Raw genomic sequence first — 17752 nt, 5'->3', positions numbered from 1 at the left:
CGTCCAGAAGTTGAGGTATTCCTGGATCGCGCCGGTCGTTCGCCGCTGCACTACGCAGCACTTACGGGCCCGTCTAGGAAATGCGCTCAGCCCTAATGCGCCGAACAAGAACTTGAGCCACAGTCTAGGAGCCGGCCGACTCGATCTTCGAGGGGATGCAGTAGTAACGAGTCCGCCCCACGCGCTTAACTAGACCGCCACGGACAAAGCATTCCAAAAGATCCAGGAGTTCAACGCGATTTAGGTTTGTCGAAACTCGTTCTTGGTGAGCTCTCCGAAGCTTATTCATTGCTGGCAGATCATCCATCGCGAGCGCGGCTTCTCCGGTGAGCGATCCGTGCAGAGCAAGCAAGTGTTGGACGTCGTGCCGGTTGAGCCCGGGTGTACGGCCGGTGTGATTGCGGTGGTTCAACTTAACGAATACATCAGCAAGTGTTGGCTCGGAGTGGTTCTCCGGGAAGCGACAGCCTCGGCAGACCCACGGGTTCTGAGTGGAACGGCGGGACTCTGGCAACTTGAAAATCCTCTCCCCGGGGATCCAAGGAGCTCCGCAAACACCGCAGACACCGGAGTACTTGGAGAGGATTCCGAATCGCTCCTCAAAGTTACCTCGCGGCTGATTCCTAGCAAACTGGGGTCGAGAATCAGGCAAGCGATGGAAGTTTGTCATGTCTTTAAACCTACGGCGTCAGCTGGCGGGAACTGCGCTCCAGTAGGGACAACGAGGACGCGTCCGAGAAGCGGCCTCCGGAACAGCTAGACCTAGGCTTTGAGCTTCCGCGGATCAGGGAACCCGAGCGAGACATACCCCGGAGCCCGCTTGTTCAGGGACGCGGCCAGTACGGGTGTGGATTCGTCGTAGTAGTCGTGAACGGTCGACACAGTTTTCCCCGGGTACGGCCGGATTACCCGGCCGACGTACTGGACCAGTCTGCCTTTGAACGACACAGGCGCTGCAAGGAACAGGGTATCCAGTTTTGGGCAGTCAAAGCCTTCTCCAATGTATGAGCCGGTGCCCAAGACCAGCAGAGGCTGCGCATCATCCGTGCTGGCAAGGAGGTCGACGGCGGCCTGTCGTTCCTTGGCCTTCATCGCCCCGGTGAAAACCACCGGGTTCAGACCAGCCGCCTCGAACCGGGACCTCAGGGACTCAAGATGGGCTTTCCACGTCGTCAGTAGGAGGATTCGGGAGTTCTGTTCGTAGGCTTCAATGACGTCGTCGTAGATTTGCTGCAGGCGTTCCTCGTTGGCGATCAAGTCCTTGTAGATGGCAGAGATCCCGCCCGGTTCGCTGGGGTCTGCGGCGCCGTCGTACACGTATGAGGTCCGGTGCAGTTCCAAGGCCAGCGTCGGTTCGGCAATCGCGTGGGCGTGGGTTGGCAGCTGCTGCGGAACAGCTGGGGAAATCGTGTGGGAGATTTGGCCGAGCTGGTGATAGATCAGCGAGTCCAACTTGTCGCGGCGGTATGGTGTTGCCGTCAGCCCCAGCCAGTACCGGGCCTGGATCTGGTTCATGACGTGGGTGAACGCTGCCGCCGGGACGTGGTGACATTCGTCTACGATGACGAAACCGTAGTCGGCGGTCAGCTCGGCAACATTTTCCCGCCGTGCCAGCGTAGGCAACAGCGCGACATCGACCCGCCCCGTCGTCTTGGCACGGCCACCTCCGATTTGGCCGCACTGCTCGTCCATGAATTGGCGGATGCGGCTGCGCCATTGCTCCGCCAAGGCTTTGCGATCAACCAGAATGAGGGTTGAGACGCCGCGCAGTGCCATCGCAGCACACGCCATCACAGTCTTTCCCGTACCGGGCGGGGCTACCAGGACTCCGTGCTCGGCGGCAGTGGCGGCGTCCAAGCCGCTTTGTTGTTCGGAGCGCAGGCTGGCCGAGAACTCGAAGCTTTGAGCCGTGCCTCGCGCCCGTTGATCATCAATGCGCAGCGAGCTGCCACTCGATTCGACGAGTTGCTGTAACAGGGGCAACAAACCACGGGGCAAGATAAGGTCGCCGTCAAGCGTTTCGTCGTAGTTCCGCAGGTATCGAGGAATGTTCCAGGTGGACCGCCTCTGGCGTTGGCGTTCATAGAACTCCGGGTTCGGCATGGACGCGGCATGCTTGACGGCCGCGATCATTGCTGGTCCAAGGTCCGCAGCTTTGATCGTCAGACGGGAACCGAAACCTGCGCGGACAATCATCGCGGGGCGCGGAACAATTTTGGACGATTGGGGCAATTCCAGCCGGCGAACTTCATTTCCCAGCTTAACTGCCGGAAGTCTCCGGATATGTTCGCGAACTTCACGGTCCGAAAGCCGATCCAAACTGGAAAGATACGCCCACTGGTCCTCATATGGTTCGAGGGTCGTGGTGTCGAGGAACAGGGTGGTGCCATGCTGCCGGCGCTTGCCGTTTAGCGGTGCGGCTATCAGGTTCCCCATACCCTTGCCTGAGTGAACGTCTTGGGCGGGAAAAAGCCTGTCGTAGCTGGCCAGGCTCATGCTGCCTCGCAGTGCCATCGCCTCATGAATGAGGCCGGTGCCAAGCTGGCGAGCTGCAGAGGCAGGGACTGCCGCGCTGAAGAAGATCCAAACATGGGCACCACGACCGGACTGGGACACTTCCAGGGCCGCGGGAATACCTCGAAACCGAGCAGCCTTAGCGTACGCAAGTGCATCGAGCATTGCGGCGCCGCCGTCAAAGTCCGCTGCGACCCACCAGCAGGTGTCCTGTTCCGTCAAGGGATAGAGGCCAATGTGCTGCTCTCCGCGCAAATGGTCGGCAACGACTAATGGAGTAAGCGGCAGGAACCTGGCGCCTGCGATGTTCGCGCCTTTACGCCAACCACCGGCGACGGCAGGAACCCAGCCGGAGCGCCCGTCCCGCGAGTTTTCCCACCGGACTGCGTACACATCATTGCGCGCCCTGAACAGATCCTGGAAGAGCCGGACTTTCGCTTCCGGAGACGAATCCATGGTGACCGGACCATGGTGCACCACTGAAGGAAGTACAGCCTGAGCCAAGTGGGCTGGCTTTGACTCCGCTTCCGTGAGTTCCAAGAGCTTCCGCAGTCTGGCGTTGTCCAGACGAAGCTCCTCGAGCTCACGTCTTAACGCCCTGTCTGCCGCACGGGAAAGGCCCGGCAATGCAGTTTGCGCACCAACTTCAGGAGTGTCTTCAATCACGGTTCCAATTCTCATACAGCCGGCAGGGAACCACGGAAACTTGCGGAATCCGCGGCAGTCTAGGGCTGCGTGAACGTCCGGGACGAAAAGTGTGGACACATCCACACTTTCTTTTGGACCCTATCCCGGCATCGGAGCACTCAACAGGAGACCCTGCAGGCTAGTTTGGACGAGGCTTACAAAGAGGCGGAATCCTTGTTATCAGCGTTCGCTGCATCTCAGCGCTGAAGGCCGGGGACTGTCCATGTTCTGCTATGACTTTGTTTCGTTTGGGTGGCTTGTATGGACCTGCTCTAGGTAGACAACCTGGTCCACAACGTAAAACCAGATGCGTGCATCACCCTTCAAGGTGGGCTTGTGCTGCCATCTGTCGTGGGTAACGCCGCCTCGTGACACGCTGCCCAGATCACCACGCAATCTGTAGTTCGTTGGTGTCGTCACTTGCGGAGTGCGGGTAAGAAAGTCCCATGAATCCACCAGTGAGTTCCTGATCGTGGCTTTCAGATCCGTCCAACCGCGTTTAGCCTGTACAGATGCGAAACGCAGCTCGTATTCGCTCTTCTTTGTCGGCCTCTCGACCTTTTCGCTCTTGGCCATCCCTTAGGGACGCTCGACAGTTTCGGCGTCGTCAAGCCATTCGATCGTTTCCTTGCCGAGTCCGGCGGCGATGGCAGTTGCCGTCTCGCGCCAGGCATTGAGTTCCGCAATGGCCAGATGGGGCTGGTTGGTTGCGAAAGAGGCTCGCGCTGCTGCCACGATCTCCGAGGCGCATGTTTCCCGGTCCATCTGACTCAGGGCAAGCATCCAGGGAAATCGATCACTCATGCGGTTCGCAAGCGTCCCCTCTGTACTGGTGGTAACAGCAATTAACTGCGCGGCCAGTTCCAGCAGTGACGCACGTGCCCGGTCTGCACTCTCGGACATGAGCACCAGATGCTCGCCGTCGCGTCGAGTGATTTGAATCGGGTGATCCGCTGCAGCGGCAAAGGCCTCAGCGGAGGCGCGGCTTAGTTCGGAAGACTGGAACGTCGTTCGGGAAGTGGCTAATGCGCTCATACACCTACACTACTTCAGATCACGTTCTGAAGTCTAGCCAGCTGTCCCTGCAGACGCCCACGTTGTGAATGCCTGCCCACGTAGGTCATGCCGCCTGATTCCCCGACGGTGATGAACCCACAGGCGCTCCGTCGCCGCTTGTTCATTCTGATGTCCCACTGATGTCTTGGCGGGTGGTCTCGCCTGGACCGGTTCGCTGCAGCGCGCCCGCAGGTTTGATAAGCCCGTCGCGCAGCCCAGAGGTCGTTCCCCTATCCGAACGACATCCCACCCGCAGAGAGACCCGGTGCCGATCGAAAACAAAGCAGACATAAGTGTGGACAATGTCAACACCTCTTTGGCAGGACAAACTGAGCACCCTCAGCGTCTGAACGGTACATAGAGCGAGCTTTTGCAGCAAAACCGCACCAATGTCGGTGTCGTCATGTCGTACCCGTCACCAGGAACCATGAATAGGTGTTGGCCACCCACGACCAACCCGAAAGAACGGAACGAGGAACCATATAACCCAACTACAGCAGGCGGAAGGCCCACCGGCCAGGGACTTGAACCCGCCACCCGACACACCTGAACAGGCCCCGCGGCGCCCAGGCCACAGCCCGCGACCAACTCGTCAGATGACGCGACCACAAGCTTTGTCAACACGTCAAAGCAAAATCGCCTCTGACGAGGGAATTTGTCGTGCCCGAGGTGGGACTCGAACTGCATTCTCGGCCTTGCAAGGGCTGGCAACTCCCAAAATCATAGGCAATCCGAGCAAATTCGGGCGATGTACGGCTCAGTCCGAATCCGAATGTGTTGACACTGTCAACACCCCAAAATCTTGTACGACACGGCAACACGGCCCAGGCGTCGCACCCAAGCGGTGCGCAGCAACCCCAGAGCCGCCCTCTTGAAAGCGCTCTCTCGGGAATCCTCAAATCAGCGACCCCCGGCTCTTCAATATCGGGAATAGCCCGTCTGCCGCTTGCGGAGAAGCGGGGCTTATGCGGCAGGATTATCCCGCCAGAGTTCGAGCGATCCCGCGTTCGTGACGCCGATCCGTTCCATGGCTGCCTGGGCGATAAGCAAGGGCCCCCGGGGGCGAGACAATGCAAAATTCAACGGGGGGCGCTGCGCCCATAGAAAATCATCAAGGAGAGCACTTCAACCTCGGTTTACCGGTAAACCAGCGCGCAAAGAGGGACTCCATCTAAAAGCGCTGGAATCCCTCTTTGCGTGGATCTAGTGCTTACCGGCGTTCGCCATAATGAGGACGACGATCAGCAACCAGACGACGCCAGCGATCGTGTCGATCCATCCAAGGATCTTTCCGAGCGTGGCCGAGTGGTGCAGCGCTTCTGCCTTCCTTGCATTCGAGATCGCAAGGGGGCCAAAGACGATGCCAAGAAAGAAGAACCCGATCACACCGAAGATGGTCGCTTTTTCTTTGAACTTCGAGCCCTGAAAATGTTCTAAGGAGTTGTTCTGCTGCACGTTCGGGTAATTCGGATACTGGTAAGGGCTGCTGTTGGCCGGAGCCTTGCGGGTAGGACATAACGGACCTTTCTGAGTGCTGGATACGCGGGGCTCCCCGCGCTACCGCATCTGTCCGCCGTCGATCGTCCCCCGGCTAGAACATACCCTGCAACAGGGTGCTGGGAAAGACTTCTCCCTTGATGTTTCGGAGATGTGCCCCCGAAAATCATCCCTCATGGCTCGTACGCGTGGAACGGGATATTCCATGTTTCTCAAGAATGGCGCAGGAATCGATCAAGAAATGCTCAAGAATGAATCAAGGCTCGATAATCAAACTTCAGTCATTGGCATTTCGAGCAATGGGCAACTAGATCATAAGTAACTCGCGCCTGCTCCAGAGAAACTTGCGATAAATGACAATGCGCTATCAGTAAACCTTGGCTCTACCCTCTCTATTTTTGCCTTTATTACGGGCAGTAATAGTTATGCTAAGTGCCGGACCATGGGGATTTTGTCCCATTGCGCGGCCACCTGCTACACATTGTCTACTTGACTTGACGCGGACCGAATAGACAGTTTGTCCGCGCAAGAATGAATGTGGGGGCAATCAAGTATGGGGATCTCTTCGCTGCTGCAGGGTAAGCGCCGCAGGGCGGCGTCCGTTTCGGCGTTGGCCAGCATCTCATTGGCAGCCGCTGCCCTTGCTTTCCAGTACGACGGACTTCCGGCTGCTGACCTCAAGCTCAATGACGGCGGCGTCTGGGTCACCAAGCAATCGGACCTGCTGGTGGGCCACCTTAACTTTCCCTCGCGGGTGCTGGATTCCGGGCTTCGCACCAAGGCGCCGCAGTACAACATCCTGCAGCAGGGCGACACGGTACTAGTTCATGACAGCGCCAACTCCACCCTTACCCAGATCGATCCAGCGAGGGTGACGCTCCTTGGAAGCGGATCACTTCCTGCCGGCGCCAGCGTCTCCGCGGGAAGCGACACCGCAGCCGTTCTCGCCGACGGCGACCTCTATGCAGTCCCGGTAGGTAGCATCGACGGGCTACGCCTGGGGGGAGCCGAGCCGCTGGCAAAGCTGGGCGAAGGTGCCGTGGCAACCATTGGTCTTGACGGCATCATCCATGCCTTCTCTCCGACGCTTGGCGAGGTTCGTGACTACGCTCCCTCCGGCCAGGATTACGTTCAGAAATCGGCCCGCAAACTCGGCAATGTTCCCAAAGACGCGAAACTAAGTGTGGCTGCAGTTGGTTCCGAGTCCGCGGTGTTCGACTCAGGCACTGGTGACTTGTACCTTCCCGGCGGGCAGAAGGTTGCCATTCCTGACGGAAAGGACGCGGTTCTGCAACAGAGCGGACAGGCCAGCGACCACGTGTTGGTTGGCACCCTAAGCTCCTTGGTGTCCCAGCCTCTCGACGGCGGTGCCGCCACGATCACTAGGTCTCCAAAGACGGGTGCGAATTCTGCACCCGCAGCCCCTGTCTGGCTGAATGGTTGCGCTTACGCCGCCTGGTCCGGGACCTCAACGTACGTGCGTGATTGCGGCGCAGGAAAGACCGAATCCGGGGCCGTGCCAAATGCCCCAGCCAACAGCCAGTTGGTCTTTCGTGTGAACCGCGATGCAGTCGTCCTGAACGACGTACAAGGGGGCGGCGTCTGGCTTGTTACCCAGAAAATGCTTTTGGTCCAGAACTGGAACGACGTGGTGCCGCCTCCGGATATCCAGGATGATCAGGAACAGAAGAGCCCGGACCAGCAGGTCACCCTCCCGAAACGGACCGAACAAAACCATCCGCCCGTCGCCGTCGACCAGCAATTCGGTGTGCGGGCCGGACGCAGCACTATCCTGCGCGTCACCGAGGACTGCTCCGACCCTGACGGTGATGTGTTGGCGGCCTCGCTGGCAGGCGCAGTGCCGCCCGGCGTCGAGGTCCAGGCCGCCCTCGGCGGGGCGGCACTGCAGGTAGCTGTACCGGCGAGTGCCACAGGCTCCCTGAGCTTTAAGTACCGGGTCGATGATGGAAGGGGAGGGACGGCAGAGGCCACCATCACCCTGGCGGTACATCCTGCGGGGCAAAATTCGCCGCCAGAGCTGAAACGTCCGCAGTCAATCAAGGTTGAGGCCGGTGCGACCCTCCAGCAGGACGCCCTCCAAGGCTGGCGCGATCCCGACGGCGACCAGATGTACCTCAAGTCCGCAACAACGACTTCCGGCGACCGTGTCACCTTCCGGAGCAGCGGCATCATTGATTTCGCGGCGGTTTCGGGCCAGACGGGAGTCAAGGAAGTCAAGCTCGTTGTTTCGGACGGCACGGCCGATGCTGAGGGCGTACTCCGCGTGGAAGTGCTGCCCAAGGGCTCGCTGAGGCCAATTGCCAACGCGGACCGGATGACGGCGGTCGCCTCGACACCCCTGACGATGTCTCCGCTGCTTAACGACATCAGCCCCTCCGGGGCGCCACTTCGGCTCGCAAAGTACGACACGGTCCCCGGGGCCAGCATCACCGCCGATTTCAACGCGGGCACGATTACGTTCCAGATGGCTACCGCCGGCACATATTACATGCAATATTTGGTGACCGATGGACCCAACTCCGCGGTCGGGCTGATCCGGATCGACGTGCTGCCGGGGAGCGGTACCAGCCGTCCGGTTGCCGTAAGCGATGTCGCCATGGTCCCGGTGGGCAGATCAGCCTTGGTGGACGTCCTCGCCAACGACAGCGACGCCACAGGCGGGATCCTCATTGTCCAGTCAGTTGAGGTGCCAGCTGGCCTGGGGATCACCGCAGAGGTGTTGGAGAACCGCGTTGTCCGGGTGACTGACACAGTGGGTCTCAGGCATCCTGTGACCTTCCACTACACGGTCTCCAACGGCAGCCAGGCCTCACTGGGCGAGGTCCTCGTCCTACCCGTGCCGCTTCCCGCTACATTACGTCCCCCTGTCACGGTCGACGACTCAGCGACGGTAAGGACCGGCGATGTCGTGACCATCGACGTGCTGCACAACGACTACCACCCCGACGGCGACACCCTCACCCTCCTTCCCGACCTCGTAGCGCCGAAGCCCACACCCGCTGACGGCGTGGCCTTCATCAGCGGCGACAAACTGCGGTTCAAGGCCGGCCAGAATCCGGGAACCGTTCACGCGACCTACGAAGTGGCCGATTCCCAGGGCAACCGCACGGCCGGTTACGTGACGATTCAGGTAGTCCAGGAGGACGACGCACATAACTCGGCCCCCCGGCCGCAGCCCATCACGGCCCGCGTTATCGCCGGCAACACCATCCGCATCCCCGTGCCGCTTGACGGCATCGATCCCGACGGCGACTCCGTAGAACTCCTGGGCCAGCGCGATGCCCCGAAGCTGGGCCGCGTTTCCGTCGGTGACACCTGGCTCAATTACGAGGCTTACCCCGACTCGTCGGGCCGTGACTCCTTCAGCTACGTGGTCCGCGATCGCCGCGGCGCTGAAGCGGTAGGCACTGTCGTCGTCGGCATTGCCCCGCCGAGCTACCAGAACCAGGCACCCTATGCCGCAACGGACACGGTGACGGCGAAACCCGGCCGCACGCTCTCTGTCCCCGTTCTCGCCAATGACAGTGATCCTGACGGCGACCCCATCCTGTTGGTCTCAGACGGCCTGACCTTGCCGGACGGCGTGTCCGGAAAGGTCAGTGATGGCCGTGTGCTGGTCACTGCTCCCGCACGCACTGGCCAGTACACCATCCGGTACACGGTAGCCGATACCTATGGCTCGAGCTCTGTGGGCTCGCTGGTACTGGACGTCAAAGACGACGCTCCTGCCCAGAGGCCCATCGCGCGGGACGATTATGTTGCGAAGATCGACATGTACGGCAAGACGTCGGCCGACGTCCCGGTCCTCGCCAATGACGAAAACCCCGATGGCGTCGCCTCTGATCTCCAGGTTTCCTCCGGTGACGCCAACGCCTCCCCGTCCGGTGGAACGGTCAACGTCAAATTCGGCGAGGAGTCCCAGGTCATCCTGTATACCGTCACCAACGCGGACGGCCTCACCGCATCGGCGTTCATCCATGTACCAGGCCTCAAGGACCTTCGGCCCGAACTATCGGTGACCAAGCCGCTTGAAGTGAAGACCGGGGACACGCTCACCATTGCTCTCACCGACGTGGTTAAGGTGCGGGACGGGCGCGTTGCCCGCATCGCTACAGCCGACAGCGTGAGGACCGCCCATTCCAATGGCGCTCCGCTCCTCAAAGACGAACACACCTTCGTCTACACTTCGGCGGCAGACTACTACGGACCCGATACCCTCACGGTCCAGGTGACCGACGGAACAGGCCCCGATGACGCCACCGGCCTCTCCTCCACTCTCTCCATCCCCATTCAGGTCATCCCCGCCCAGAATGTGTCCCCTACCCTGCTGGGCACCACCATCGAGGTGACTCCCGGGGAAGCCGAGACCCCGGTCAACCTGGCCCGACTGTCCCGCGACCCGAATCCTGGCGATCTCGAGCGCTTGGCGTACAGCATCAAAGACAACGTTTCGGGCGGCTTTTCCGCGCGAATCGAAGGACAGCGACTCTGGGTGAAAGCTGACGCCTCCGCTGCGCGCGGTTCGAGCCAAAGGGTAGCTGTGCAGGTCAGTGACGGAACGTCCGTTCCGACGAGTGCCACGTTCACGCTGACCACAGTGGTCTCATCCAGGCCACTCGCAGCAGCCAATGATGACGTGGTGGTTGATGCTAAGGCTGGCCAGAAATCTGTTGTGGACGTGCTGGCCAACGACGTGAACCCGTTCCCGGAGACGCCACTCAAGCTCAACGGTACCCGGGTGGACGCTGGTTCGGGGGCCGCGGAGCTGGAAGGCGACAGAGTTGCCATCACCCCCAGCCCGGACTTCGTTGGCGTCATGATCGTCAGCTATGAAGTCCAGGACGCGACCAACGCTCCGGAGCGGCAGGTCGAAGGCCATGTGAAGTTGACCGTACGCGGAAAACCCGGAGCCCCGGGTACGCCCTCGGTGAGTTCGATCCAGGACAGTACCGTGGTGCTCGCCTGGGCTCCGCCGTCGAATAATGGCTCACCCATCACCGGCTACACGGTGTCCTCGTCGAAGGGCTACTCCAAGTCGTGTCCGTCGACCACGTGCACCTTGGACGGACTCACCAACGACGTCGAGTACACGTTTACCGTGACGGCAACCAACGACGTCGGAACATCCGACCCTTCGCCGGCCTCCGCGCCTGCCCGGCCGGACGCGCGGCCCGAGGCTCCCGCAGCACCCGCGCTGGTGTTCGGGGACAAAAAGGTTTCCGTATCGTGGACCGCGCCGGTCAGCCACGGTTCGCCGGTGACGAGCTACACGCTGGAAATCTCTCCCGCCCCCGCCTACGGCTCGGTCCAGAAGACCGGCGTTGCGGGCACTTCAATGGTGTGGGATGGCCTTGAGAACGGCGTCGCCTACCAAGTGCGTGTCCAGGCAAATAACCGTGCACCCGAGCCGTCGGCGTGGAGCCCGTATTCGGCCTCCGTCATTCCCGCCGGCGTGCCGGACGCACCGGCGCCGCCAACAACCTCGCCGTCCACTGCTGTGGGCAACCAGGCGCAGATCGTGGTGACGTGGGCACCCCCGAATTCTAACGGCGACCCCATCGCGGACTACACGCTCAGCATTAAGCGTGGTGGTGGAGTCGTGAACTCCCTCACGCTCGCCGGGACCAACCAGAACGTCACGGTGGACACCAGCGAATCCGACTACTCCTTCTCCGTGACCGCCCGCAACAAAGCAGGTGTATCCGCGCCGAGCCCGGATTCCGCGCCGCGTCGGGCAGCCAATGCGCCTTCGGCACCCGCCAGCGTAACGGCCACCGAAGGCGACCACAGCTCACAGGTCAGCTTCACGCCTGGCCCGTTGAACGGCAACCGCCCGAACGAGATCAGCTGGCGCTGGAAGGCGACCCCGGGTGGTTTGACCGGCTCCTTTGGCAGCGCAACGACCGGCACAATCTCGGGCCTGGCCAACGGCACGTCGTACACCATCCAGGTGTGGGGCGAATCAACCGTCCAAGGCGTCTCGCCGGGCCCGGCCACGTCATCGAACTCGGTAAATCCCTACGGGGCACCCCTTGTCCGCAACCTCGTCGGCGCAGGTGGGGACGGCACAGTGTCTTTCACTTGGTCTGTGGACGGGAACGGCCGGAACATCACCAGCGTGCAGGTGAACACGTCCGCCGGAAATACATCCGGCGGAGCGGGACTCACGAGCTACACAGCCTCAGGACTTGGCCCAAGCCAGACAGTGAACGCCACCGTCACGGTGACCACCGATGCCACTGACGCTGCCCGGAAGACGGCGTCGGGTTCGGCGTCCGCGACCAGCAACCCGGTCCGGCTGAGTATTTCGCGGGGCGATCCTGACCCAACACAGGCCGGTACCTACTTCTTGAAGTTGAACTACGCGAACCTGCCGGCTGGAACATACACACTTCAGTGTTACGCCAACGAGACGTCGGGAGGCACAAAGCCGTATTCCACCGCGTCTGCCTCCCTTGGGGGCTCAGGCACATGGCAGGGGTGTGGCCACGCCAGCTGGACCCCAGGTTGGTACGAGATCAGGCTGAGCGGGCCGTATTCCGCGACAGTCCACCAGAACGTTTAAGGAGCGAAGCATGACAATCACCCAGGAACAGGCCACGTGGTTCGCCGGAACCTTCCAGCAGCTCAGCGACAATATCGGGCAGGCCGTGCTCGGCAAGCAGGAGATCATCCGGCTCGTCCTCACCGCACTGCTCGCGGAAGGGCACCTGCTGCTTGAGGACGCGCCGGGGACAGGCAAGACGCAGCTGGCGAAATCGCTTGCCGCGACAGTGCACGGGACGCATCACAGGATCCAGTTCACCCCTGATCTTCTGCCATCGGACGTCACCGGCATCACTGTCTACGACCAGCAGACCCACCACTTCGAATTCCACCGGGGTCCCGTGTTCGCTTCCATCGTCCTGGCGGATGAAATCAACCGGGCCTCCCCGAAAACCCAATCGGCACTCCTTGAGGTCATGGAAGAAGGCAGGGTCACGGTCGACGGCGTAGGACACGAGGTGGGCCGGCCCTTCATGGTGATTGCCACCCAGAACCCGATCGAGCAGGCCGGTACATACCGGCTGCCCGAGGCGCAGCTGGACCGCTTCCTGATTAAAACGAGCATCGGCTACCCCGACCTCCAGGCAGCCGAGGCGATTCTGGGAGCTGCCTCGACGCGCGACCGCTCATCCACTGTGAACGCCGTCATCACCACGCAGGCGGTGTCCGACATGGCAGGCCTCGTGGACGGCGTGCACGTGGATTCGGCGGTGCTCCGCTTCACGGCCCAACTTGCCGAGGCAACGCGAAGTGATCCGAACGTCCGGCTCGGCGTCTCGGTACGTGGCTCGCTGGCGATCATCCGGGCTGCAAAGGTGTGGGCGGCCACGGAGGGGCGCTACTTTGTGCTTCCCGATGACATTAAGGCGCTGGTCCTCCCCGTCTGGCAGCACCGGATCGTCCTCGACCCGGATGCGGAATTCGCGGGAGCGACCGCGGAATCGGTCTTGGCCCGGGCCCTCGCAGATGTTGCCGCCCCACAGACGCGCGGCGCGGCCGCGTGAGCCAGGCAGCGGAGAGGCGGCCGCTCGCGCGGCTGCTTCCGCCTGCGCTGCTCTCAGCAAATCTGGCGCGGTTTCAGGGGCGGACGAGCCCCATCCTGGACAGAGCCAAGGCGGCCTCCACCCGTCTCCGTCCGGTGTGGGTGGCTGCGGCGGTAAAACTTGGCGTTGTGAGCAGGCCCGGGTGGATTTGTCTCGCGGTGATGGTCGCGGCCCTCACGCTGGGACTCGCGCTGGGCTGGCGTGAACTGTGGGCTGCTGCCTGTGTTCTTGGCGTGCTGTTCCTCGCAGCCGTGGGATTTGTCCTCGGTAAGGCCGGGTATGAGGTCACGATCGACCTGGCCAGCAGGCGGGTGGTGGTCGGGGAGCAGGCCGTGGGCCGGCTGCTGGTACGCAACCTGGGAACCCGCGCCATTGCTCCCGCACACGTTGAGCTCCCTGTTGGCCGCGGCCTGGCTACCTTCCAGGTGCCGCGTCTTGGAGCTGGGGAGGAGCTTGAGGAGCTCTTCACCGTCCCTACCCAGCGACGCGCTGTCTTGCAGCTTGGCCCGGTCCGTTCCGTGAAATCGGATCCCTTACACCTGCTGCGCCGTGCCGGAGGACTCAACGAACCCACCGAACTCTATGTGCACCCGCGCATCGTGCAACTCGCCAGCTCCTCCACCGGCCTCTTACGGGACCTTGAAGGGATCGCCAAGCAGAACATCTCGAATGACGACATTTCCTTCCACGCCCTGCGCCAATACGCGCCGGGGGATGACCGCCGCCATATCCACTGGAAATCGAGCGCCCGTGCCCAGAACCTGATGGTCCGTCAGTTCGAGGAAACCCGCCGCTCACAGCTGGCCATCCTCCTCGCCTCGCGGCCTTCGGAGTACGCGGAGCCGGACGAGTTCGAGCTCGCCGTCAGCATCGCCGGATCAGTAGGCGTGCATGCCCTGGCAGACGGGAAGGCAATCACGCTTCTCGGACCACATCGCGCAATGGCACGTCACACGAAGGGGCAACTGTTGGATGGCCTCTCGGCTGTGGAACTCAATGACCGCGCCCGGCCTCTCCAGGAACAGGCAGGGACCATCGCAGCGCACGCTCCGGGCGCTTCGATCGTGGTGCTTGTGGCGGGCTCCCGGGTTGGCCCGCAAGACCTTACACGTGCTTCTTCACGCCTTCCGATGGCGGCTCACCGCCTTGCCGTCACCGTCAACCCGAACTCCGGGCTCCGCCGACGGACGTCCGGCGATCTCACACTGCTGACGGTGCCCACCCTGGAAGACCTCGGCGCCGCTCTCCGGAAGGGGCTCTGATGGCTCTGGCAAGACCCGGAGGCAAGGCAATGGCGGCCGTCATTGCGGCCGTCGCGGTTGCTCTAGCGCTGGTCCCCCTCTACCCCGTCTATGGGGAACCTGACTTCTGGTATGCGGCCGGCGGGGGCGTGCTGCTGGGAAGCCTCGTCGCTGCGGCTGGGGCACGTTGGCGCCTGGGACCCCTTAGGGTCGCGGCTATCGCCGCAGTCGTTTATTTCGTCGCTGGTGGAGCCCTTGTCCTGCGTGCCGAGAGCCTTTTCGGGGTGGTCCCGTCACTGGATGTACTCAAAGCCCTGGCGCTGGGCCTTATCCAGGTCTGGAAAAGCATGCTTACCGCGGCCACACCGGCCTCCGGTATGGATTCGCTGCTGATTGCCCCGTATGTCCTCGGAATGCTCGGAAGTGTCGTGGCGGGAAGTATCGCGCTTCGCGGAAGCCTGCCTCAGTGGGCCGCTCTTCCAGCTGGTGCGCTCCTGCTCGTGGCGGTCGCGTTCAGCACGTACACGGCTTTTGTACCCGCAGTCGTCGGCGCCGTTCTGACCGTTCTGCTGGCAGCGTGGGCACTCCGCAGCGGGGGTGCCGGCGGCGCCGGAAACCTTGCCCTCGGCCACGTGCCCGGCGGCAGCCGGCGGACCACGGCAGCTGCCACGCTTGTTGTCGCACTCGGTGCAGGCCTCGCAGCCGGGGCGCTCACCCCGCTTCCAAACGACCGCGCTGTCCTGCGTGACGCCGTCGTTCCTCCGCTCGACGTTCACGACCTCGCGAGCCCGCTCACCTCATTCCGCCAGTTCACCAGCGCGGGGGAAGCCCTCAAGCTCTTCACGGTCCAGGGGCTCCCGCAAGGCACAGCCATCCGCCTGGCAACACTGGACCAATATGACGGCATTGTCTACCGGGTCGCAAACAACGGTTCAGCCGGTGCCGGCCAGTTTTCCCGGGTGGGGCGCAACATCGTCAACACGGCAGAAGGCGACCACGCTGCTTATTCGGTGACCATCGACCAGTTGACGGGGGTATGGATGCCGGACGCTGGATACCTCGATTCGATCCAGTTCGGCGATGGCGGCCAAGGCAATCGCCCCGGAGGCCTCAACTACAACCCGGGTACCGGAACCGCGGTCATGGTCGGCGGCGTCCTTCAGGATGACCAGTACACGGCCGAAGCCGTCCTTCCTAAGACCCCGGACGATGCGGCGCTGGCTTCGGCCCGTGTTTCTCCGATGACGCTTCCGGCGCCACAAAACGTTCCCGAGATCGTCGGCACACTTGCGACCCAGTTCACGGCGGGCGCCTCAACCCCCTGGGCACAGCTGAAGGCCATCGAAGCCAAGCTCCACACGTCCGGATTCTTCAGCCACGGCCTGGAAGGTGAAGCGAGGTCGCGGGCAGGACATACCTCCGAGCGCATCTCCACCCTGCTCGAGGGGTCCCAGATGGTGGGCGATGACGAGCAGTACGCAGTGGCGATGGCACTCATGGCCCGGGAGCTGGGCATTCCGGCACGGGTGGTTATGGGTTTCCGTCAGGACCACCCGGCCGCCGGGAGCAGCACCATCACCGGGGCCGACGTTCACGCGTGGGTGGAGGTGCCTTTTGAGCACCTCGGTTGGGTGAGCTTCGATCCAACACCGCCCACTGATCAAGTTCCGAAGCAGGAAGTGCCGCAGCATCAGCAGAAGCCGCAGCCCCAGGTACAGCAACCGCCGCCGCCGGTGATTCCGCCCGTCGAGCTGCCGCCGGCTCCGCCTGTCAAGGAGGCCTCTGACGGGTCCACTCCCAGTGACCTGGGCGTGTGGGCAGTGCTGCGCTGGACCGGGACCGGTCTCGGCATTTTCGCCTTACTGCTGGCTCCCGTCGGACTGGCCGCGTGGCTTCGTTCACGGAGGCGCCGTGCGCGTCGGGCAGCGCCACGCGCAGCAGACCGTATCAGCGGCGGATGGTCCGAGTTGGTTGACGTGGTGGTTGACCATGGCGCCGTGGTTCCTGTGGGAGCAACGCGTCGTGAGGAAGCGGAGCTGCTTGGAGAACACTTCCGGGAAGAAGCGATCGCTCCGCTGGCCGTCCGCGCGGATCATGCCGCCTTCGGTGTCGGCCAGCCGGATGACGCCGAGATCGCTGCCTACTGGGCGGATGTGGAGACAGCAGCCGGGCGCATCCGAAGGGCCGTCGGTTGGCGGCGACGCTTGGCAGCTCGGTATTTCCCGCGTTCTGCGATGCGCGACTTCCGGCTCAGGCATGCCGGGTTTTCCTTCCCCTCCATCAAACATCTCCCATGGAAAAGGGCAAAGAACCAATGATCGAACTAGCCTGGGGAGCGCATACGGACCGAGGGCGACGGCGGGAACTCAACGAGGATTCCTTCGTCGCCGAACCGCCCCTGTTCTTCGTTGCTGACGGAATGGGCGGACACACCGCCGGGGAACGTGCCAGCGCCACCGCAATTGAAGCCTTCTCGGAACTCCGAGGCCGCTCCCTGGTGGGGCTCGACGACGTCGAACGCGCCTTTGCGCGAGCTGTCCGGGACGTTTCGGGTATCGGCGCCGGCATTGACGCCGCCGGCACCACCATCTCGGGTGTGGCGGTCACCGAACAGGGCGGCGAGGCTTATTGGCTCGTCATGAACATCGGAGATTCCCGGACATACCGTCTCGCGGCCGGTGTGCTTGAACAGATCAGCGTGGACCACTCAGAGGTGCAGGAATTGGTAGACAAGGGCGAGATTTCGTCTGCGGAAGCCGAACGCCATCCACGACGCAACGTGATCACAAAAGCTGTGGGCGCCGGATCCTACGACGAGCCCGACTACTGGCTCATTCCGGTAGCGCAGGGAGACCGGATCCTGGTCTGTTCCGACGGCCTAAGCAAAGAGCTTGACACGGCAAGGCTGACGCAAGTGCTCTCGGAAGAGGAATCTGCGCAGGCTGCGGCTACCCGGCTCGTTCACGAAGCTTTGCTGCATGGTGGCCGCGACAACATCACCGTGGTTGTCGTTGATGCGATTCGGGACGATGGGCAGGGCGCTTTAGACGACACCCAAACGCACGTGTTGGATGAGGACACGCTGCCACGCGACCTCAGCAAGGAAAGGACCGGGGATGGGCCGATACAGTTCGGGTGATTGGTATG

9 protein-coding genes are annotated in these 17752 nt (G+C 62.3%); 5 read left to right on the top strand and 4 right to left on the bottom strand.

The genetic code is table 11. The features are described 5' to 3' along the window. Positions 1-762: 762 nt before the first annotated feature. The 4 genes from ACFVVC_RS04730 to ACFVVC_RS04715 all read right to left on the bottom strand — a co-directional run bounded on the left by ACFVVC_RS04730 (position 763) and on the right by ACFVVC_RS04715 (position 5712). Positions 763-3180 carry a DEAD/DEAH box helicase family protein gene (locus ACFVVC_RS04730; protein ID WP_387449725.1) on the bottom strand — a complete coding sequence of 806 codons (2418 nt, stop codon included), beginning with the start codon at positions 3178-3180 and terminating at the stop codon, positions 763-765. A 252-nt stretch (positions 3181-3432) separates the two neighbouring features. Next, positions 3433-3777: a hypothetical protein gene (locus tag ACFVVC_RS04725; protein ID WP_387449723.1), complete on the bottom strand. Its 345-nt coding sequence runs from the start codon at positions 3775-3777 to the stop codon at positions 3433-3435. Positions 3778-3780: 3 nt separating this feature from the next. Beyond that, positions 3781-4236, bottom strand: a complete 456-nt coding sequence (locus tag ACFVVC_RS04720; RefSeq protein WP_387449721.1) for a prevent-host-death protein — start codon at positions 4234-4236, stop codon at positions 3781-3783. 1224 nt (positions 4237-5460) lie between these two features. Continuing rightward, positions 5461-5712, bottom strand: a complete 252-nt coding sequence (locus ACFVVC_RS04715; RefSeq protein WP_387449719.1) for a hypothetical protein — start codon at positions 5710-5712, stop codon at positions 5461-5463. 595 nt (positions 5713-6307) lie between these two features. Here ACFVVC_RS04715 and ACFVVC_RS04710 point away from each other — a divergent pair. From ACFVVC_RS04710 to ACFVVC_RS04690, 5 genes are all read left to right on the top strand, one after another. Further along, the gene (locus tag ACFVVC_RS04710; protein WP_387449717.1) at positions 6308-12340 is read left to right on the top strand and encodes an Ig-like domain-containing protein; all 6033 of its coding nucleotides are present in this window, start codon (positions 6308-6310) and stop codon (positions 12338-12340) included. Between the two features lie 10 nt (positions 12341-12350). Next, positions 12351-13325: an AAA family ATPase gene (locus ACFVVC_RS04705; protein WP_387449715.1), complete on the top strand. Its 975-nt coding sequence runs from the start codon at positions 12351-12353 to the stop codon at positions 13323-13325. A 167-nt stretch (positions 13326-13492) separates the two neighbouring features. Continuing rightward, on the top strand, positions 13493-14626 hold the full coding sequence (locus tag ACFVVC_RS04700) for a DUF58 domain-containing protein (protein ID WP_387449713.1): 1134 nt from the start codon (positions 13493-13495) through the stop codon (positions 14624-14626). Beyond that, positions 14626-16923, top strand: coding sequence for a transglutaminase family protein (locus tag ACFVVC_RS04695; protein ID WP_387449711.1), 2298 nt, complete (start codon positions 14626-14628; stop codon positions 16921-16923). Before ACFVVC_RS04700 ends, ACFVVC_RS04695 begins: the two co-directional genes overlap by 1 nt. After that, a complete protein-coding gene (locus ACFVVC_RS04690) occupies positions 16899-17744 on the top strand; it encodes a PP2C family protein-serine/threonine phosphatase (protein WP_387449709.1) in 846 nt (281 codons plus the stop codon). The genes ACFVVC_RS04695 and ACFVVC_RS04690 overlap by 25 nt, the downstream gene beginning before the upstream one ends. The last annotated feature ends 8 nt before the right edge of the window (positions 17745-17752 follow it).

Origin of the sequence: Pseudarthrobacter sp. NPDC058196 (assembly GCF_042882685.1) — a bacterium.
Taxonomy (GTDB): Bacteria; Actinomycetota; Actinomycetes; order Actinomycetales; family Micrococcaceae; genus Arthrobacter.
The sequence above is the reverse complement of the archived record's forward strand: the minus strand, read 5'-3'. Positions and strand labels throughout refer to the sequence as shown.